The organism is Streptomyces sp. NPDC093221 (assembly GCF_044753885.1).
Lineage (GTDB): Bacteria > Actinomycetota > Actinomycetes > Streptomycetales > Streptomycetaceae > Actinacidiphila.
The window spans coordinates 1,053,090-1,071,635 of the sequence record NZ_JBIVOA010000001.1 but is presented as its reverse complement, the minus strand read 5'-3'; the positions used below and the strand labels follow the sequence as shown (position 1 = coordinate 1,071,635).

Here is an 18,546-nt window from a genome sequence, read left to right as displayed (position 1 = left end):
TACCCGTCAGATTAACGGTAGCCTGACGACCTGTCAGCAGTTCGTCAGTGCATCCGGGGACCCGCGGAGGTTTGTGCCCATGGGCGGCGCTGCCCTGAAAGACGCGACGGCCATCGTCGGGATAGGCCAGACACCGTTCGCCAAGTCGCTCCCGGAGTCGGAGAAGACGCTCGCGTGCCGGGCGGTGCTCGCCGCGCTCGACGACGCGGGCATCGACCCCGGCGAGGTCGACGGCTTCGCCTCGTACACGATGGAGGACACCGACGAGGTCGAGCTGGCCAAGGCGATCGGCGCGGGTGATGTGACCTTCTTCGCCAAGTCCGGTTACGGCGGCGGCGGTTCGTGCGCGACCGTCGCGCACCTCGCGGCGGCCGTCGCCACGGGTCAGGCGTCGGTCGGCGTCGCCTGGCGGTCGCGCAAACGCGGCTCGGGACCGCGCCCGTGGAGCAGCACCACCGTCCAGCTCCCCACCCCGGCGCAGTGGTCCCGGCCGTACGGTCTGCTCCGCCCGGCCGACGAGATCGGCATGCTCGCCCGCCGCTACATGCACGAATACGGCGCCACCCGCGACCACTTGTTCAATGTGGCGCTCGCCTGCCGCAACCGCGCCAACCAGAATCCGGCCGCCCTGATGTACGAGCGCCCGCTGACCCGCGAGATGTACATGACCGCGCGCTGGATCAGCGAACCGCTCTGCCTGTTCGACAACTGCATGGAGACCGACGGGGCCCTGGCCTGCGTCGTGGTCTCCGCCGAACGCGCCCGCGACTGCCGCCGCAAGCCCGTCTACGTGCACTCCGCCGCGCAGGGCCTGCCCGCCCAGCACCACGGCATGGTCAACTACTGGACCGACGACCCGCTCACCGGACCGTCCTGGACCGCCGCCCGACACCTGTGGAAACAGGCCGACTTCGGCCCGCAGGACGTCGATGTCGCCCAGATATACGACGCCTTCACCCCGCTGATCCCGCTCTCCCTCGAGGGCTACGGCTTCTGCGGACGCGGCGAGGGCGCCGCCTTCACCGAGGGCGGCGCCCTGGAGACCGGCGGACGGCTGCCGATCAACACCGGTGGCGGCGGCCTGTCCGAGGCGTACGTCCACGGCTTCAACCTCATCACCGAGGGCGTCAGGCAACTGCGCGGCACCTCCACCGCCCAAGTCCCCGACGCCGCGACCTGCCTGGTCACGGCGGGCGAGTGCGTCCCCACATCCGCTCTGCTGCTGAGGAGTTGACAGCCGCGATGCTGCTGCCGGTCATCGACGAGGACGGCGCGCCCTTCTGGGAGTACGCGCGCCAGGGCGAGTTGCGCGTCCAGGCGTGCGCCGACTGCGGACGGCGGCGCTTCCCGCCGCGCCCCTGCTGCCCGTACTGCCGGTCCTTCGGGTCCCGCTGGGAGCGGATGAGCGGACGCGGTCGGATCTGGTCGTACGTCGTCGCCCACCCCCCGCTGCTGCCCGACTACGCCGAGCAGGCCCCGTACAACGTGATCGTGGTGGAACTGGCCGAGGAGGCCACCCCCGAGGGCGGCCGGATCCGGCTGGTCGGCAACCTCGTCGCCCGCGCCGACGCGCGCCTTGACTCCGTGGACTCGGCGCGGCTGCGGATCGGCGCCGCCGTGAAGGTGGCCTTCCCCGACCCGGCCGCCGCGGACGGCGTCGTCGTACCGCGCTGGCTGCTGGAGCGGCCATGAGCGTCCGGCGCACGGAGGCCGGTGACGGGGTCGCTCTCGTCACCCTCGACCGGCCCGAGCGGCACAACGCCCTGGACGGCGCGACCGTGGACGGGCTGCGCGAGGTGTGGCGCGACCTGCGCTTCGACGACGCGGTACGGGCGGTGGTCCTCACCGGCGCGGGCGACCGGGCGTTCTGCACCGGCGTCGACCGCGGCCTCGACGTGCCGCAGCCGTCGTCCCCGTACTGCGTCGACGACCCCCTGCTCACCGCGGGCCCCAAGGCCAACGACCTGTGGAAGCCGGTCGTCGCCGCCGTCAACGGCATGGCCTGCGGCGGCGCCTTCTACCTCCTGGGCGAGGCCGAATTCCTCATCGCCGCGGAAGACGCCACCTTCTTCGACCCGCACACCGCCTACGGCATGGTCAGCGCCTACGAGTCCGTCCTCATGGCGCAGCGCATGCCCTACGGCGAGGCCATGCGCATGTCCCTCATGGGCACCGCCGAACGGGTGAGCGCGCGACGGGCCTACGAGACCGGTCTCGTCTCCGAGGTCGTGCCCGGCCCCGACCTCCTCGCCACCGCTCTGCGCGCCGCCGCCGTCCTCTCCTCCTACCCGACCGAGGCCGTCCAGGGCACCGTGCGCGCCGTGTGGTCGGCCCGGGAGGCGGCCCGCGCGCACGCCACCGCGCTCGCGCCGCACCTCATCGCACTCGGCAATCTGCCGCCGGAGCGGCAGGCGGAGCTGTTCACCGGGCGCGCCCGGGGGCCCGCCGCCTTCCGGTTGAGGTGAGCGCGGCTCACGTGGCGGGTGCGACGGTCGCGGCGTAGCGTCGGCCCCGAGGGGGCTGAGCGAGCGAAGCGAGGCGACCACGAGATGTTCCGCACCGTCGTCGGGTCGCTTCTCGCCCTCATCGGAGCGGCGGGCGCCGTCTGGAGCCCCTTCCGTGCCTGGTACGGCGGCCGCCACGGCTCCGGCATCCGGGTCGACGACCTCTTCACCGGGGTCGGCGTGACGCCTGACAAGGCGGCCCTCCTCGGCTCCCTCTTCCTCCCCATGGCCTTCGCCGCCCTCCTCACCCTCCTGGGCGTCCTCCTCCGCTCCCGCCTCACCCTCGCCCTCGCCGCCTTCCTCGTTCTCGGCATCACCATCCTCTGGATGGTCCGCCAGGGCCAAGCCTCCGGCTCCCTCACCGCCGGCGGCAACGGCCTCGACTACGGCGTCGCCACCGCCTTCGCCTCCGGCCTCCTGCTCCTCCTCGCCGCCGCCGTCCTCCCCGGCCGCCACCGGCCGCGCCGCGCCACGCCGGTTTTCGAGGAGCCGCGGTACGACGAGCCGACGTACGGCCGGTACGACGAACCACGCTACGAGGAGGAGGAGACGGGGCGGGGTGCCCCCGCAGAACTGCGTCGACAAGTGGACGACGCCTACGACACGACCAGGCAGACGCAGTTCGAGGAGGTGCCCCGGCCCGGCACCGACGACCTGCCCAGCGGCGCGCAACCCCCGCCCACCAGCCCGCCCGGCGCCTGAGGGCATCAGCCCGCCCGGCGTTTGAGGGCCCACGGGCTCACGCCCGACGCGAAGTCGCCCCGGTCCCCTTCGTCGCGTCGAGCGCGTACACGCACCGGTCCTTCGAGCACGCGTACACCACCCCCTCCGACGTCACCGGCGACCCGGTGATCTCCCCGCCGGTCTCAAGCCGCCACCGCAACTGCCCCCCGGCCGCGTCGACCGTGTACAGACAGTGGTCCTTGGACCCGAAGTGCACCCGCCCGGCCGCCACGGCGGGCGAGCCGACAATCTCGTTCTGCGCCGCGAAGCGCCACCGCGGCGCGCCACTGACGGCGTCCAGCGTGTAGAGCGCGCTCCCCGCGCCGAGGTGCAGCGCACCATTGGCGACGATGACGGGTTCCAGCGACTGCCTCGGCTCGGTGGCGACGCGCCAGCGCGCGTGCCCGTCGGCGGGATCGAGGGCGTAGACGGTGCCGAGGTGGTCGGCGACGTACACGCCGCCGCCCGAGACGCCGGGCCCCGGCACGTGCGCGGGCGGCGAGAACATGACGGCGGGGGCGTCGAAATGCCAGCGCTCGGCGCCACTGCGGGCGTCGAGCGCGACGACCCGCGTCCCGGCGGTGAGGTGCACAATGCCGTCCGCGACGACCGGCCGGGTGGGCACGGAGCCCGCGACGCCGGGTTCGCCGACCGGGTACGACCACATCTCGGCACCGGTGAGGGAGTCGACGGCGTGCAGGTGGCCGCCGCCCTGGTAGTAGACGGCGCGGCCGAGGACGGTGGGCCCGGAGTCCGGGGACTCGAATTCGGTCTGGGCGCCCGACCGCTCCCAGCGCAGTCCGCCGCGCGCCGCGTCCCACGCCTGGATGCCGCCGCCGCGGGTGGCGGTCACGACCGTGCCGGAGTCGGCGCGCAGCGCGTACACCCAGCCGTCGATCGCCGTACGCCAGCGCTCGCCGCCGTCGACCGCGTCGAGCGCGAAGAGGCTGGGGCCGTCGGAGGCGTGGATACGGCCGCCGTCGACGGCCATCGTCCAGGCGACGTCGCGGGTCTTGAACTGGCGGCGCCCGCTGGCCACATCGAGCGCGTGCACCTCGAAGGAGGTGACGTAGAGGAGCCCGCCGGAGACGACGGGGGTGCCCCACACATCGTTCGACATGCGGAAACGCCACGGCCGCCACTCGCCGGGAGCGGCGGCCTGGGACTGGAGGCCCGACTGGGCGCCGTGCTGGGCCTGCTGTGACTGCGGCTGTGATTGCTGCTGCTGTTGTGACTGCTGCTGTGACTGCGGAGCCTGCTGCGCTTGCTGGCCCTGCTGCGCCGGGACGGCGGCGGGGGCCTGGGCCGCGCCGCCGTTCGCCACGGCACCGGCGTTGGCGCCCGCGTTGGCGTTCGCGCGGTGCGCGCCCGCGCGGCGGCGTACCCAGTCCGTACCGGGCGCGGCCCCCGCCTTGTGGTCCGCCGCGTCCGCGACCCGCATCCCGGGACCGATCGGCGCGGAACCGGCGAGCTGTACGGGAACGGCGGAGGCGGGACCGGATGTGGGACCGGAGCCGGGGCCCGCCACGGGTCCGGCCGCGGGGCCTGCCGCGGGGCCTGCCGCGGGGCCGGATACGGGTACGGGCGCGCGGTGGTTGCCGCGGCCGTCGGGCGCGCCCGCGTGCGCCGGTGCGTTGTTCGGCGGCTGCTGCGGCCGGGGCGGGGAGTTCGGCGGGAGCGGCGGCGCGTTGCCGGGCAGTCGCGGGCCCGCGGCGTGCGCGCCCCGGCTGCCGCCCGCGGCGACGGCGGGCCGTCCGCTGCGGCGCTGCTCTATCAACGCGACCGCGCCGGGCGGCAGCCAGGCCGACGCCGTACCCGTGTCGTCGCCGCCGGTGGAGTACAGATGCGGTGCGAGCTGCGCCTGGAGGTCGGCGGGGGTGGGCCGCCGGTCCGCCTCCATCCGCATGCAGGACTCGATGAGCGGGCGCAGCTCGGGCGGCAGGCCGTGGAGATTGGGGCCCTCGCGCAGCAGCATGAAGACGGTCTCGACGGGGTTGGCGCCGTGGAAGGGCGCGTGGCCGGTCGCGGCGAACACCAGGGTGGAGCCGAGCGAGAAGATGTCGCTCGCGCCGCGCACGCTACGGGAGTCGCGGGCTTGCTCGGGCGACATGTAGGCGGGCGTGCCGACGGCCACGTTCGTCATGGTCAGACGGGTGTTGGAGACGCCGGACGCGATGCCGAAGTCGATGACGCGCGGCCCGTCCTCGACGACGAGTACGTTCGACGGCTTCATGTCGCGGTGCACGAGACCGGCGGCGTGGATCGACTGCAACGCCTCCGCGATTCCGGCGGCCAGCCACCGTACGGCCTGCGCGGGCATCGGGCCCGCCTCGTTGACGATCTCCTCCAGCGACGGGGCCGGGACGTAGGCGGTGGCGAGCCACGGGACGGCGGCGCGGGGGTCGGCGTCGACAACGGCCGCGGTGTAGAAGCCGGAGACCGCGCGGGCGGCCTCCACCTCACGCGTGAAGCGGACCCGGAAAAGCTGGTCCTCGGCCAGTTCGGCGCGCACGGTTTTGATCGCCACGCGGCGGCCGGAAGCCGAGCGGGCGAGATAGACCAGCCCCATGCCGCCGGCGCCGAGCCGCGCCAGCACCTCGAAAGGGCCGATCCGTCTCGGGTCGTGCTGCGTAAGCTGCTCCACCACTGCCCTGCCACCTCCCCGTGCCCGCGTTGCCCGCGCTGTCGCGGCCTTACCCCGTGCTGCGCGCCGTACCGTCGTTCCGTTGTCGCCGTGCTCGTGCCGTGCTGTCGTGATCGAGCGCTTGCGCCCGCCTGTACTGCTTTGCCCGCTCTGCGCGCTCCGTACCCCGTTCGACCGGCCCAAGCGCCAGGGTACGGGCCTGATTCTTCCTGGGATGGGCGCCGGTTGCGAACCCGGGGCCGCCGCGACACGCCCGGAGAGCGAACTCGTTATCATCCGCCATTCGCACCGTCTCCGGCGCGCGGCGCGCCGAACGAGGCGTCCGCGAGGGAGGCATGGGACGCACGTGGCGCACCGGCGGCGTCCAAGTGCCTTACGGGGCGGGCGAGTCGGGGCAGGCGCCGGTGGACGGGGGGCCGCGCGGGTCGGTCGCGGCTTGGTGCCAGGGCGATCCCAGGTCGGTCGCGGCTCGGTCCCTGGGCGCTCCCGGGGCGGCGGGGTTCAGCGCGGCGGGCAGGACCGGGACGGGCCGCCCGGCGCGAAGAGGTCGGCCGCCACGGCGGCGCGATGCCGGGTGGAATCGCCCCACGCGGCAGAGAGCGCCCACACCCGGCGCAGCCAGAGCGAGAGGTCGTACTCGTCGGTATAACCGATCGCACCGTGCACCTGGAGGCACCCGCGCGCCGCTTTCCCCGCCGCCTCGTTCGCGAAGACCTTCGCCATGGCCGCGTCCCGCGTCGCACTGGGCAGCCCGTGGTCGTACGCGTACGCCGCCCGCGCCACCACCGGCCGCGCGAATTCCACGGCCAGCAGGACGTCCGCCAGCCGGTGCTTCACCGCCTGCCGTTCGCCGATCGGCGACCCGAACTGCACGCGGCCCTTGGCGTACTCCACCGTCCGCTCCAGCATCGCCGCCGCCGCGCCCACCAGGTCGGCCGCCGCCCCGATCGCCCCGAGTCGCGCCGCCTTCCCGGCCGCCTCCCCCCACTCCCGCGCGAGCACCCGCCCGCCTCCGTCCGCCACACGCGCCAGCCCCCGATTCGGGTCGACCCCGACAACAGGCGTACGCGGCCCGGCCCCCGCCTCCCGCAGCTCACCGTCTTCCGTGACCACCAGCACGTGATCAGCGTGGGCGGCGTGCGCGACAAGGGGCTGACCTGCTGGTTCGGATACGGATGCGGGTACGGATGCGGACGTGGGTACGGGTCCCGGCGCCGGGTCCTGCGCGGGGAGGGACACGGCGACGGTCACCGCGCCCTCCGCCAGCCCGCGCAGCAGATCCGCCCCTTCCGACAGCCCCCCGAGCAGTTCCGCCGCGACCGCCGCCTCCAGCAACGGCTCGGGCAGGCACGCGCGGCCCGCCTCCTCGGTGAGCGCGACGAGCGCCTGCGCGCCCAGGGGCGGCTCGTCGAGGCGCCGCCCTCCGAGGTGCTGCCTGCCGGAACCGTGGCCGCCGGGACCGTAGCCGTCGGGACCGTAGTCGTCGGCACCGGGACCGGAACCGAGACCGAGGCCGCCGTACTCCTCCGGGACCAGCAGCCCGGTCGCCCCGATCCCGGCGAGCGCCCGCCAGCGGTCCCGCGAGAACCCGGCGCGCACGTCGGCCGGGGTGCAGCGCGCCGCCAGCAGCTCGCGGGCGGTGCGGGCGAAGAGCTGTTCGTCGGGCGTGGGCGCGAGTCTCATCGGCGGGGCTCCCGGGGGAGGCCGAGCAGCCGCTCGGCGATCACATTGCGCTGGATCTCGTTGGTGCCCGCGTAGATGGGTCCGGCGAGCGCGAAGAGGTAGCCGTCCAGCCACGGCCCGCACCGCTCCGCCTCCGCGCCGAGCACGCGCAGCGCGATGTCGTGCAGGTCGAGGTCCAGTTCCGACCAGAAGACCTTGTTCAGCGAGGACTCCGGCCCGCTCTCCTTGCCCTCCCGCATCCGCGTCACCGTCCGGTAGGTGTACAGCCGGTACGCCTCCGCCCGCATCCACACGTCCGCCACCGCGTCCCGGTGCGGCGCCGCCTGTTCCGGGCGCAGGCGGCACAAGTCGAGCAACCGGTCGGCCGCCGCCAGGAACCGTCCGGGGCTCCGCAGACTCAGCCCCCGCTCGCTCCCCGTGGTGGACATCGCGATCCGCCACCCCTCCCCCGCCTCCCCCAGGACGTCCCGGTCGGCCACGAACACGTCGTCCAGGAACACCTCCGCGAATCCGGCCTCCCCGTCGAGCTGCCGGATCGGCCGTACCGTCACGCCCGGCGCCGCCAGGTCGACCATGAAGTACGTCAGGCCGTGGTGCCGCCGCGAGTCGGGGTCGCTCCGGAAGAGGCCGAAGAGCCGGTGCGCGTAGGCCGCCCGCGAACTCCACGTCTTCTGCCCGCTCAGCCGCCACCCGCCGCGCGCCTCGTCCCGTACCGCCCGCGCCCGCAGATTCGCCAGGTCTGAACCCGCCTCCGGCTCCGACCAGCCCTGCGCCCACACCTCCTCCCCGCTGGCCATCGGCGGCAGCACCCGCGCCCGCTGCTCCTCCGTACCGAAGGCGAAGACGGTGGGCGCGAACAGGAAGATGCCGTTCTGCCCGACGCGCCCCGGCGCGCCCGCCCGCCAGTACTCCTCCTCGAAGATCAGCCACTCGTCCAGGCCGAGGCCCCTTCCCCCGTACTCCTCCGGCCATCCGACGACCGCCCACCCGGCCTCGTACAGCGTCCGCTCCCACTCCTGGTGCGCGCGGAAACCGTCCGCCGTGTCCATCGACGGCAGCGGCTCACGCGGCACCCGACGGGCGAGCCAGTCCCGTATCTCCCGCCGGAACGCGTCCTGTTGAGCACTGAAGGAAAGGTCCGTCACCGCGCTAGGATAACCGACTATCTGACGGATCGTCAGATCCCGGTACGGCCAGGACGCACCTCATCGCACGCCACCGCGCCCTCACCTCAAAGGCACGTCACCTCACATCGCCTCACCTCTCTCATCACCCTCACGTCACCTCTCGTCACCTCCCAGCCCTGCGAGAACGGAGCCCCCGATGCCCGAGGCCTACATCGTCGAAGCGGTACGCACCCCCGTCGGCCGCAAGAACGGCGCGCTCGCCCCCGTCCATCCCGCCGACCTCGGCGCCCATGTGCTGACCGCCCTGGTCGAACGCGGCGGCTTCGACCCCGGCGCCGTCGAGGACGTCGTCTTCGGCTGCGTGGACGCCATCGGCGGCCAGGCCGGTGACATCGCCCGCACCTGCTGGCTGGCGGCCGGACTGCCCGAGCACGTACCGGGCGTGACCGTCGACCGGCAGTGCGGCTCCTCCCAGCAGGCCGTGCACTTCGCGGCGCAGGCCGTGCTGTCCGGCACCAGCGACCTGGTCGTGGCGGGCGGCGTCCAGAGCATGTCCCGGATACCGATCGGCGCGGCCATGGTGGTGGGCCGCGAGTACGGCTTCACCGATCCGTTCTCCGGGTCCACCGGCTGGCGCGCCCGCTACGGCGACCAGCCCGTCAGCCAGTTCGGCGGGGCCGAACTCATCGCCCGCGACTGGGACATCAGCCGCGAGGACATGGAGCGCTTCGCCCTGGAGAGCCACCGTCGCGCCCTGCACGCGCTCGACAGCGGCTGGTTCGCCCGCGAAACGGCCGCCCTCCCCGAACTCGCCACCGACGAGGGCCCCCGCCGCGACACCTCGGCGGAGCGGATGGCCGCCCTGCCGTCGATCGTGCCCGGCGGCCGGCTCACCGCGGCCCTGTCCTCACAGATCTCCGACGGCGCCGCCGCACTGCTCGTCGCGAGCGAACAGGCGGTGCGCGACCACGGCCTGACCCCCCGCGCGCGGATCCACCATCTGTCCGCCCGCGGCTCCGACCCGATCCGTATGCTGACCGGGCCGATCCCCGCGACCGAACACGCCCTGGCCAGGACGGGCATGTCCATCGGCGACTTCGACGCGGTGGAGATCAACGAGGCGTTCGCGTCCGTGGTGCTGGCCTGGCTGAAGGAGACCGGCGCCGACCCCGACGTGGTCAACCCGTGCGGCGGCGCCATCGCCCTCGGCCACCCGCTGGGCGCGACCGGCGCCCGGCTGATGACCACCCTGCTGCACCACCTGGAGCGCACCGGTGGCCGCTACGGCCTCCAGACCATGTGCGAGGGCGGCGGCCAGGCCAACGTCACCGTCATCGAACGGCTCTGATCCGGCTCACGCGCCGGGTATCGAGCCGCTCCTGCGCGTCACGTCGATGATCGCGAACCTCGCGCCCTGGTCGTCGGCGACGACGGCCATCCGTCCGAACGGCGAGTCCTCCGGTCCCATGACGACCCGTCCGCCGAGCCGGCCCACGGTGTCGGCGGCGGCGTCGCAGTCCGCGACCACGAAGTAGACCTGGAAGGCGGGCGGCTCGTCCCCGCCGCCGGACGCGCTGTTCATCCGGCCGGCGAGCTGGCCCTCGGGGTCGCCGGGGCGGGACCACACCTTGTAGTCGAAGTGGACGCCGTCACCGACCTGCACGCCGTCGTAGCCGAACACCGTCTCGTAGAAGGCGTCGACCGCCGCCGCGTCCCGCGTGTGGTTCTCGGTCCAGCAGTAGGCACCGGGCACGTTGACCACGTCGAAGCCGGGGTGGCCGCGGAGCTGGAAGGTGCCGAAGAAGGAGCCGCCCGGGTCGACGGCGCCGACCAGCACACCGGTGTCGCCGATCTCGTCGGGGCCGAAGACGACGTGGCCGCCCGCCTCGGTGATCTTGGCCGCGGTCTTCGCGGCGTCCGCGGTGGCCAGGTGTATGCCCCAGGCCGTGGGCATCGACTCGTCCATCTTGCCCATCAGGGCCGCCGCGTTCTTCCCGTCGAGCTTGGCCAGCGTGTAGTGCCCGAACTGCTCGCCCTGGTCCTCGAACGTCCAGCCGAACAGCTCGCCGTAGAAACGCCGCCCGGCCGCGAGGTCGGGAAGCGAGACGTCGGCCCAACAGGGAGCGCCTTCACCGAATGCGGACATGAGCTGGTTCCTCTCGCGAATGTCTGGAATGCCACCGTAACCAGTGATCTTCCCGCCCGCACGAGAGAGAATTCGAACATATGGTCAATTCTTGAGACGGCCCAGGACTCCCTCGGTTTCGGCCATGATCCGGTCCACCAGCTCCGCGCACGAGGGCAGGTCGGCGATCACTCCCGCCACCTGCCCCGAGGCCATGACGCCCAGGTCAGCGCGCCCTTCGACCATCGCGGCGCGGAGCAGCACCGGGGTGTTCGCGGCCATCAGGACCTGCGGCCAGCTCAGCTCGCGGGCGCCGCGCATCGCCCGTCCCTCCCGGAGCATCGCGCGCAGCGGCGTCCCGGACAGCCGGGAGAAGCGGACGGCGTTGCGCAGCGCGCGCGGGTAGCGGACGAGGGGGCCGCCGCGTTCCAGCGAGCGGACGAAGTCGGTGGCGAGGACCCGGTGCGGCACCCCGTCGACCTCGGTGGTGACGAGGGTGCCGGTGACGTCGGCGGCCAGGTAGCGGTCCTGGACGGCGCGCGGCACGGGCGCGTCGGAGGTCAGCAGGAAGCGGGTGCCCATCGCGATGCCGTCCGCGCCGTAGGCGAGGGCCGCGACGAGGCCGCGCCCGTCGAAGAAGCCGCCCGCGCCGACCACGGCCACCCCGCTGCCCCGCAGCGCGTCCACCACCTGCGGCAACAGCAGTGTGGTCGGCACCCGGCCGGTGTGCCCGCCGCCCTCGCCGCCCTGCACGATCACCGCGTCCGCGCCCCACTCGGCGACCTTCTCCGCGTGCCGCCGCGCCCCGACCGACGGCACCGCGACCATCCCCTCGTCGTGCGCGGCGCGGATCAGCTCCCTGGTCGGCGCCTGGGCGAAGGACGCCACCCGTACGCCCTCGCGGCCCATCAGCGCGATCCGCCGTGCCGCGTCCGGTGCGTCGGCCCTGAGGTTGACCCCGAAGGGCCGTCCGGGTGCCGCCGCCTTGACCTCGGCGACGGCCGCGGTCAGTTCGTCGTACGACAAGGTGGCGGCGGCCAGTACGCCGAGGGCCCCGGCGTTGGCCGCGGCGGCGACGAGGCGGGGGCGGGCGACGTATCCCATACCGGTCTGCACGATGGGGTGGCGGATGCCGGTGAGGTCGGTGAGGCGGGTGCTCAGCGGACCGCCGGCGGTCATGCGGGGACCTCGCGGTCGCGGGCGGAGCGCGGGTCGAGGACGTCGCGCAGGACGCGCAGTTCGGCGTCGGTGGGCTGTCGGGTGGTGGGGACGCGGGCCGGGACGGTGAGGCGGAAGCCGGTCGCCGCTACGACCTGCTCCAGGGTGACGCCGGGGTGCACCGAGGCGAGCCGCATGTGGTGGCCGGGTCCGCCGAAGTCCAGGACGCACAGATTGGTGACGACCGTGCGCAGACCGTGGAAGCGCGCGGCGCGGCCGACGGCGGCGGCGCGGTCGTAGCCGATGCCGCAGACGACGTCGACGCGCTCGACGAAGGCGCGCGGGGCGTGCCGGGGCACCCAGTAGCTGGTGGTGTGGTTGACGGTGTTGCCGGGGGCGCCGCGCGCGCCGAGGAGCTGCCGGGTGGGGCGGGCCCAGGGGCCGATGCAGGAGATGTTGGCGTTGCCGTACGCGTCGATCTGGCTGGGGCCCATCATGACGTGGCGCCGCCCGCGCGCGGCCAGGTCGAGGACCGCGCGGTAGGGCAGCCAGCCCTCGACGGTGAGCGCGTCGGGTGCTGCCCCGAGGGGGATGTCGCCGGCCAGCAGATAGGCCAGCCCGTCGCTGAGCACCAGGTCGGGGGCGAAGGTGGCGCGGGCGAGGCGGGCGCCGAGGGTGGGCACGACGCCCATCGGGCTGGCCAGGATCTCGCCGTCGCCGCGCCAGGCGTCGGCGCAGGCGGTGACGCAGATCTCGACCCTGGTGGCGGGGGCGGTCGCCGCGGCGGTCGAGTCGTTCGGGGGCGCGGTCGGGCCGTTCGGGGGCGCGGTCATCGGGTCGCCTCCTCGCGGAAGTTATCCACAGCCTGTTGATAAGACGATTCATCCGTATGGGTGAGGAAGCGTTCGGCGAAGGCGGCCCAGGCCGCCGGGTCGGCCGCGGCGGTCGCGTAGGCGCGCTGGAACGGCTCGTCGCGGCCGTATCCGGGTGGGCACTCGGTGAAGTGCGCGCCGCGCGGCGCCTCGATCACGCCATGGGTGAGGTAGCGGTGCAGGACGAGGGCGTGCACGCACCCCGCCTCCTTGAGCAGGTCGGCGGTGGGCACGACGCGTTCGGCCGACACATAGGCGGCGTCCGCGGCCTGGCAGAACAGGTCGTCGAAGAACTGGTCGGGCCCGGTGAGCGCGGCGCTGCCCGCGGGGTCGGCGAGGTTGGCGTGCACCAGGGCCGCGTCCAGCCGCAGCGGCGGTACGGCGACCACCTCGTCCCCGGTGCCGTAGGGGTCGGGGAGCACCCGCAGCTCGGGCGCGTACCGCAGCACGTCGGCGCCGAGCCCGGCGCGTACCGGCATGAAGGGCAGCCGCAGGGCTGCGGCGCGCAGCCCCGCCAGGAACATGCCCTCGTCCATTTCGAGCGCCTTGACGGTGCCGTTCTCGCGGGCGGCACGGAAATGCGGCTCCAGGGGGACGGAATCGAGGGTGACGAAGCCGTAGACGACCTTGCGGACCTTGCCCGCCGCGCACAGCAGGCCGACGTCGGGGCCGCCGTAGGAGACCAGGGTGAGGTCGGTGAGCGGGGAGCGGAGGATCGCGCGCACCAGGGCCATCGGTTTGCGGCGCGAGCCCCAGCCGCCGATGCCGACGGTCATGCCGTCGGCGAGGTGCGCTATCGCCTCGTCGGCGGTCATGCGCTTGTCCGTCATCCGGCGCCTCCCTCGGTGAAGGCGTCGCGCAGCCGGTCGCCGACGCCCGCCAGGTTGAGTTCGAAGGTGAAGCCCTGTTCGTAGCGGTAGGAGCGCTTGACGTCGACCGGGTCGATGCCGTTGAGCGACTGTTTCGCGGCCCTGACCACCTGCGGGTCCTTGGCGGCGACCGCGGTGGCGATCTCGACGGCTGCGTCGCGCAGACGATCCCTGGGGGTGAGCGCGAGGACCGTGCCGTAGCCGTGCAGCTCGGCGGCCGTGGCGTTCTGCGACGTGTAGACCATGTGCCGCATGCGCTGCTGCGGTACGAGCCTGGCCAGGTGAGTGGCGGCGCCGAGCGCGCCCCTGTCGACCTCGGGCAGGCCGAAGTACGCGTCATGGGAGGCGACGACCAGATCGGCGTTCCCGGCCAGGCCGACGCCGCCGCCGAGGCAGAAGCCGTGCACGGCGGCGATCACGGGGACCGGACAGTCGTAGACGGCGGAGAAGGCGGCGGCGCATCCGGCGTTGGCGCCGAGCAGCGCGTCGAATCCGGCGGTGCTCTGCATCTCCTTGAGGTCGACCCCCGCGCAGAATCCGCGGCCCTCCGCGCGCAGGACCACCGCCCGCACCTCCGGGTCCGCACCCTGCGCGGTGAGCGCGTCGGCGAGTGCGAACCAGCCCTTCACGTCGATCGCGTTGACCGGCGGCGCGTCGATCACCACTTCCGCGACGCCGGTCCCGGGGCGTGCCACCTGTATCGCCATGCGCCGTCCTCCGCCCGCTCGTTGGCCTTTTACGGATGTACGGATCCGGATCCCGACCGATGTCCGGCACAGATCTGACGGATCGTCAGTTCCTCTGGCACGATAGCCCACGTGACGGACGACCTGGAAGGGCGAGTGGCGGTCGTGACCGGCGGCACGCGCGGCATCGGCCGGGGCATCGCCGAGGCGCTGGCGGCGGCCGGCGCCCGGGTGCTGGTGTGCGGGCGCACACCGCCCGCGGACCTGCCGCCCGGTGTCGCCTTCCGGGCCGCGGACGTCCGCGACCCCGAGGCGGTGCGGGCGCTCTTCGCGCACGTCGCCGAGGCGTACGGGCGGCTCGACCTGCTGGTGAACAACGCGGGCGGCTCCCCCGCCGCCGATGCCGCCACCGCCTCGCCGCGCTTCTCGCGGGCGGTCGTCGAGCTGAATCTGCTGGCGCCGCTGTACTGCGCGCAGGGCGCGTACGCCCTGATGGCCCGCCAGCCGGACGGCGGCTCCATCGTCAACATCGGCAGCGTCAGCGGCAGCCGCCCCTCGCCGGGAACCGCCGCATATGGCGCCGCCAAAGCGGGCCTGGCCTCCCTCACCCGCTCGCTGGCCGCCGAGTGGGGCCCCGCGATCCGGGTGAACTGCCTGGTCGTGGGCCTGGTGCTGACGGACCGCTCGGCGGCGCACTACGGGGAGGGCGACCCCGCCGTACAGCGCGCGGTGGCCGCCGCCATACCGCTGGGGAGATTCGCGGAACCGGCCGACATCGCCGGCCCCGTCCTCTTTCTGGCCTCCCCGTCAGCACGCTATGTAACCGGCGCTGAGCTGCATGTTCATGGTGGCGGTGAGCTGCCTCCCCATTTGCAGGCGGCCGAATCGCGCGCTGATCACCCGTCGGTAAACTGACGGCATGACAGGACAAGTTCGCACCGTCGACGGCCGTGTTGCCGGTCGCCGCGGGCAGGCGACGCGGCAGAAGCTGCTCGACTGCCTGGGCGAGATGCTCAGCACGTCGCCGTACCGGGACGTCAAGGTCATCGACGTCGCCCGGATGGCGGGCACCTCCCCCGCAACGTTCTACCAGTACTTCCCCGACGTCGAGGGCGCCGTTCTCGAACTCGCCGACGAGATGGCCAAGGAGGGGGCGGGCCTGACCGAATTGGTCGCGGGCCGCTCCTGGGTCGGCAAATCAGGCGCCCAGGCGGCCGAGGAACTCGTCGACGGTTTCCTCTCCTTCTGGCGGAAGCACGACGCCATTTTGCGCGTCGTCGACCTCGGAGCAGCGGAAGGGGACAAGCGGTTCTACAAGATCCGCATGAAGATCCTCAACGCCGTCACCAATTCCCTGACCGACTCCATCAAGGACCTTCAGAGCAAGGGCAAGGTCGACAAGGAGGTCAGCCCGGCGGCCGTCGCCGGATCGCTGGTCGCCATGCTGGCCGCTGTCGCCGCTCACCAGAAGGGCTTCACGAGCTGGGGCGTCAAGCAGGCCGAGCTGAAGCCGAATCTCGCGCTGCTGGTCCACCTCGGTGTGACCGGAAAGAAGCCCGCCAAGTAGCGGACGCGGCACGCACCGCTTTTTCGCGTTGACGTTTCGCCGTCCTGCCAGAAAGTCACGCCCTGACGCGGGCGCCGCACAGTCCTCGGGGGAGGTACGCGGCGCCCGCGTCTTCGTGTGGGTGACGGCACGGATTCCCGGCTTCGTGTACACACTCCCGCGTGCACGCCTCCGTGTTCACGCTCCCGTGCGCGCGACTTCTGCCCGCGTCTTCGTGTGGGTGACGCCCCCTATCCGCGTCTTCGTGTGGGTGACCCTTCACCCCCGCCTCACTCGCGCGGCGTCAGCCGGAACACCCGGATCTCGCGCGTCACGCGGGAGGCGTAGACCGCGTAGGGCGGCCAGAAGGCGACCAGCGCCTTCCAGGCGGCGGCGCGGTCGTCGCCGGTCAGCAGGTTCGCGGTGACCTGGAGGTCGCGGCCCCGGCCGCTGACCACGGCGTCGGGATGCGCCAGCAGATTGGCCGACCAGGCCGGATGCCCCGGACGGCCGAAGTTGCTGCCCACGAGAACGAGGGTGCCGCCGTCCTCGGGCATGCACGCCAGCGGCGTGCGCCGCGGCAGTCCGCTGCGTGCGCCGGTCGCGGTGAGGACGACGCCGGGCAGCAGGCTCGCGCTGACCAGGAACCTTCCGCCGGTCAGCCGGTGGACCGCGCTGTCCATGACCGGCACCACATGCGGCGCGATCTTGGCGAAGGCCCGGGTGGCCGACACCTTCTGCACGGACCTGCCCAGAACGCCGGTCCTGCTGACCACACCGCGCCCGCTGACGGCGCCCTTCACGGCCGCGCCGCTCACGCCGCGCTCCTGACCACCGAGGGCGCGAAGAGCCCCGCCCGGTCCGCGGCGTGCGCGCGCAGGGCGTCGACCGGTCCGAAGAGCAGTTCGTCGGCGGTGGCCCGCTTGAAGTACAGATGCGCGTGGTGCTCCCAGGTGAAGCCGAGGCCGCCGTGCAACTGGATCGCCGCGCCCGCCACCATGCGCAGCGTTTCCAGCGCCTGGGCGAGGGCTACGGGCGCGGCCAGCTCGAATTCGGCGCTCGCCTCGGTGTCGTCCGCCCCGGAGGAGGCCCCGGCCGCCCAGGCGGCGTAATAGGCGGCGGACCGCGCCGCCTGAAGCTGTACGTACAGGTCGGCGAGCCGGTGCTTGACCGCCTGGAAGGAGCCGATCGGGCGCCCGAACTGCTCCCTGACCTTCACGTACTCCACCGTCGAGGTGAGCGCGTGATCGGCGGCGCCCACGGCTTCCGCGGCGAGCGCGGCGGCGGCGAGGCGGCCGGCGTCGGCCAGGGCGGCGGCGGGGGCGTCGCCGAGCGCTTCGGCGGGAGTGTCGCGCAGCTCGACGCGGGCCAGGGGCCGGGTCTCGTCGAGCGCGGTCAGGCGGGTGCGTACGAGCCCCGGTGCGGTGGATTCGACGAGGAAGAGCCGGGTACGGGTGGCCGCGTATCCGCCGGTGTGGGCCGCCACGATCAGCAGGTCCGCGCTGTGCGCGCCGAGCGCGCGGTCCGCCTGCCCGTAGAGCAGGTGCCGTCCTGGCGGCCCGTCGGCCGCCGCGCGGGCCTGGACACCGCCCGCCCGGCCGCCACCCGCCCAGTCGCCGTCATTGGGCCCGGTGAGGGCCAGCGCGGTGGCCGGCGGGCCAGCGGTGACCAGCGCGGCGGTCAGGGTGCCGTCGGCGATCCGCGGCAGCAGGCGAGCCCGCTGCTCCTGATTGCCGAGGGCCGCGATCAGGGGCGCGGCCAGGACGGAGGTGCCGAGCAGCGGGGACGGCAGCAGCGCCCGGCCGGTCTCCTCGCAGGCGAGGACCAGTTCGGTGGGGCCGCAGCCGACGCCGCCGACCGCTGCGGGCAGCGCGAGCCCCGGCAGGCCGAGCGTCTGCGCGAGATGGCGCCACAGCGCCTCGTCGTGCCCCGCCGCCGTGGCGACGGCGGCCCGCGCATCGTCGGGACCACAGCGTTTGTGCAGCAGGTCCCGCAATGTGCGCCGGATTTCGGCCTGCTCGTCGGTGAACGCGGCGTCCATCGGCCGCTCCTCCCTGCCGCGACTGCGATCTGACGGGCCGTCATCTTAGGTGCCCCCCGCCACGATGCCCAGGCCCGTGCACCGCCGATACGCGAGCCGGCGCCAAGGCCGCACCTGGTGGCGGCCACCCGGCGAGGACCCGGGCGGATACACCAAGCCGCGGCACCCCACGGCCGCCACCCGTGCGCGGCCCCACAAGAGCACCCGCCTGGGACCGTAAAGCCGACCCACCCCGGACCCCGCGCACCGACGCGCGCGCCCCGGCGGGGCATCATGTCCCGCATGACCAGCAGCAGCCAGCCGCCGGGGGCGCCGCGGCGCAGCGCCCTCCGCCGCTTCCTCTCCCCCGGCCCCGACTCCTCGACAACCCAGCTCAGGGCATACGCGTGGACGTGGGCGATCTTGCTGGTGGTGTGGATCAGCGCGCAGTTCTGGGCGCATCCGGACGGGCTGCGCAGGGCGCTGTACATCCTGCTGTCGCTGGTCTCGATCACACAGGCGCTGAGCGCGCTCGCACTGCTGAGCAAGCGGTCGGACAGGCGGCGCTGAACCCGTACCGGCACCGTAT

18 protein-coding genes are annotated in these 18,546 nt (G+C 73.6%); 8 read left to right on the top strand and 10 right to left on the bottom strand.

All coding sequences use genetic code 11. The features are described from left to right. The first annotated feature begins 79 nt into the window (after positions 1-79). The 4 genes from ACIQCJ_RS04820 to ACIQCJ_RS04805 all read left to right on the top strand — a co-directional run bounded on the left by ACIQCJ_RS04820 (position 80) and on the right by ACIQCJ_RS04805 (position 3,206). Positions 80-1,234: a lipid-transfer protein gene (locus tag ACIQCJ_RS04820; protein WP_188283764.1), complete on the top strand. Its 1,155-nt coding sequence runs from the start codon at positions 80-82 to the stop codon at positions 1,232-1,234. A gap of 8 nt (positions 1,235-1,242) precedes the next feature. Then, positions 1,243-1,692 (top strand): Zn-ribbon domain-containing OB-fold protein, encoded by a 450-nt coding sequence (locus ACIQCJ_RS04815; protein WP_402710695.1) that lies wholly within the window; start codon positions 1,243-1,245, stop codon positions 1,690-1,692. Then, on the top strand, positions 1,689-2,465 hold the full coding sequence (locus ACIQCJ_RS04810; RefSeq protein WP_391043227.1) for an enoyl-CoA hydratase-related protein: 777 nt from the start codon (positions 1,689-1,691) through the stop codon (positions 2,463-2,465). The genes ACIQCJ_RS04815 and ACIQCJ_RS04810 overlap by 4 nt, the downstream gene beginning before the upstream one ends. 84 nt (positions 2,466-2,549) lie before the next feature. Next, positions 2,550-3,206, top strand: coding sequence for a hypothetical protein (locus ACIQCJ_RS04805; RefSeq protein WP_402710694.1), 657 nt, complete (start codon positions 2,550-2,552; stop codon positions 3,204-3,206). A gap of 37 nt (positions 3,207-3,243) precedes the next feature. Here ACIQCJ_RS04805 and ACIQCJ_RS04800 read toward each other — a convergent pair whose 3' ends face one another. The 3 genes from ACIQCJ_RS04800 to ACIQCJ_RS04790 all read right to left on the bottom strand — a co-directional run bounded on the left by ACIQCJ_RS04800 (position 3,244) and on the right by ACIQCJ_RS04790 (position 8,699). Continuing rightward, positions 3,244-5,874, bottom strand: coding sequence for a serine/threonine-protein kinase (locus tag ACIQCJ_RS04800; protein ID WP_402710693.1), 2,631 nt, complete (start codon positions 5,872-5,874; stop codon positions 3,244-3,246). Positions 5,875-6,372: 498 nt separating this feature from the next. Then, positions 6,373-7,554 carry an acyl-CoA dehydrogenase family protein gene (locus ACIQCJ_RS04795; RefSeq protein WP_402710692.1) on the bottom strand — a complete coding sequence of 394 codons (1,182 nt, stop codon included), beginning with the start codon at positions 7,552-7,554 and terminating at the stop codon, positions 6,373-6,375. After that, positions 7,551-8,699: an acyl-CoA dehydrogenase family protein gene (locus tag ACIQCJ_RS04790; RefSeq protein WP_355337648.1), complete on the bottom strand. Its 1,149-nt coding sequence runs from the start codon at positions 8,697-8,699 to the stop codon at positions 7,551-7,553. Before ACIQCJ_RS04790 ends, ACIQCJ_RS04795 begins: the two co-directional genes overlap by 4 nt. Before the next feature lie 178 nt (positions 8,700-8,877). Here ACIQCJ_RS04790 and ACIQCJ_RS04785 point away from each other — a divergent pair, with 178 nt between their 5' ends. Continuing rightward, entirely contained in the window at positions 8,878-10,029 is a 1,152-nt protein-coding gene (locus tag ACIQCJ_RS04785; protein ID WP_391043218.1) for an acetyl-CoA C-acetyltransferase, read from the top strand. Between the two features lie 6 nt (positions 10,030-10,035). Here ACIQCJ_RS04785 and ACIQCJ_RS04780 read toward each other — a convergent pair whose 3' ends face one another. The 5 genes from ACIQCJ_RS04780 to ACIQCJ_RS04760 all read right to left on the bottom strand — a co-directional run bounded on the left by ACIQCJ_RS04780 (position 10,036) and on the right by ACIQCJ_RS04760 (position 14,412). After that, entirely contained in the window at positions 10,036-10,827 is a 792-nt protein-coding gene (locus ACIQCJ_RS04780) for a VOC family protein (RefSeq protein ID WP_402710691.1), read from the bottom strand. An 84-nt stretch (positions 10,828-10,911) separates the two neighbouring features. Then, the gene (locus tag ACIQCJ_RS04775; RefSeq protein WP_402710690.1) at positions 10,912-11,985 is read right to left on the bottom strand and encodes an NAD(P)H-dependent flavin oxidoreductase; all 1,074 of its coding nucleotides are present in this window, start codon (positions 11,983-11,985) and stop codon (positions 10,912-10,914) included. Beyond that, a complete protein-coding gene (locus ACIQCJ_RS04770; protein ID WP_402710689.1) occupies positions 11,982-12,797 on the bottom strand; it encodes a CoA-transferase subunit beta in 816 nt (271 codons plus the stop codon). Before ACIQCJ_RS04770 ends, ACIQCJ_RS04775 begins: the two co-directional genes overlap by 4 nt. Then, positions 12,794-13,666, bottom strand: a complete 873-nt coding sequence (locus ACIQCJ_RS04765; protein ID WP_402710688.1) for a CoA transferase subunit A — start codon at positions 13,664-13,666, stop codon at positions 12,794-12,796. The genes ACIQCJ_RS04770 and ACIQCJ_RS04765 overlap by 4 nt, the downstream gene beginning before the upstream one ends. Next, a complete protein-coding gene (locus ACIQCJ_RS04760) occupies positions 13,663-14,412 on the bottom strand; it encodes an enoyl-CoA hydratase family protein (RefSeq protein WP_402710687.1) in 750 nt (249 codons plus the stop codon). Before ACIQCJ_RS04760 ends, ACIQCJ_RS04765 begins: the two co-directional genes overlap by 4 nt. A 111-nt stretch (positions 14,413-14,523) precedes the next feature. Between ACIQCJ_RS04760 and ACIQCJ_RS04755 the strand changes: the two genes are divergently transcribed. Both ACIQCJ_RS04755 and ACIQCJ_RS04750 read left to right on the top strand, forming a co-directional pair. Further along, positions 14,524-15,306, top strand: a complete 783-nt coding sequence (locus ACIQCJ_RS04755; protein ID WP_402710686.1) for an SDR family oxidoreductase — start codon at positions 14,524-14,526, stop codon at positions 15,304-15,306. A 4-nt stretch (positions 15,307-15,310) separates the two neighbouring features. Beyond that, positions 15,311-15,958, top strand: coding sequence for a TetR/AcrR family transcriptional regulator (locus ACIQCJ_RS04750; protein WP_355337624.1), 648 nt, complete (start codon positions 15,311-15,313; stop codon positions 15,956-15,958). A gap of 269 nt (positions 15,959-16,227) precedes the next feature. Here ACIQCJ_RS04750 and ACIQCJ_RS04745 read toward each other — a convergent pair whose 3' ends face one another. Together ACIQCJ_RS04745 and ACIQCJ_RS04740 are read right to left on the bottom strand one after the other, a co-directional pair. Then, positions 16,228-16,713 carry a nitroreductase family deazaflavin-dependent oxidoreductase gene (locus ACIQCJ_RS04745; RefSeq protein ID WP_401310724.1) on the bottom strand — a complete coding sequence of 162 codons (486 nt, stop codon included), beginning with the start codon at positions 16,711-16,713 and terminating at the stop codon, positions 16,228-16,230. Positions 16,714-16,751: 38 nt separating this feature from the next. After that, positions 16,752-17,978: an acyl-CoA dehydrogenase family protein gene (locus ACIQCJ_RS04740; RefSeq protein ID WP_391162429.1), complete on the bottom strand. Its 1,227-nt coding sequence runs from the start codon at positions 17,976-17,978 to the stop codon at positions 16,752-16,754. Positions 17,979-18,260: 282 nt separating this feature from the next. Here ACIQCJ_RS04740 and ACIQCJ_RS04735 point away from each other — a divergent pair, with 282 nt between their 5' ends. Continuing rightward, positions 18,261-18,527 (top strand): hypothetical protein, encoded by a 267-nt coding sequence (locus tag ACIQCJ_RS04735; protein WP_355337618.1) that lies wholly within the window; start codon positions 18,261-18,263, stop codon positions 18,525-18,527. Positions 18,528-18,546 lie beyond the last annotated feature (19 nt).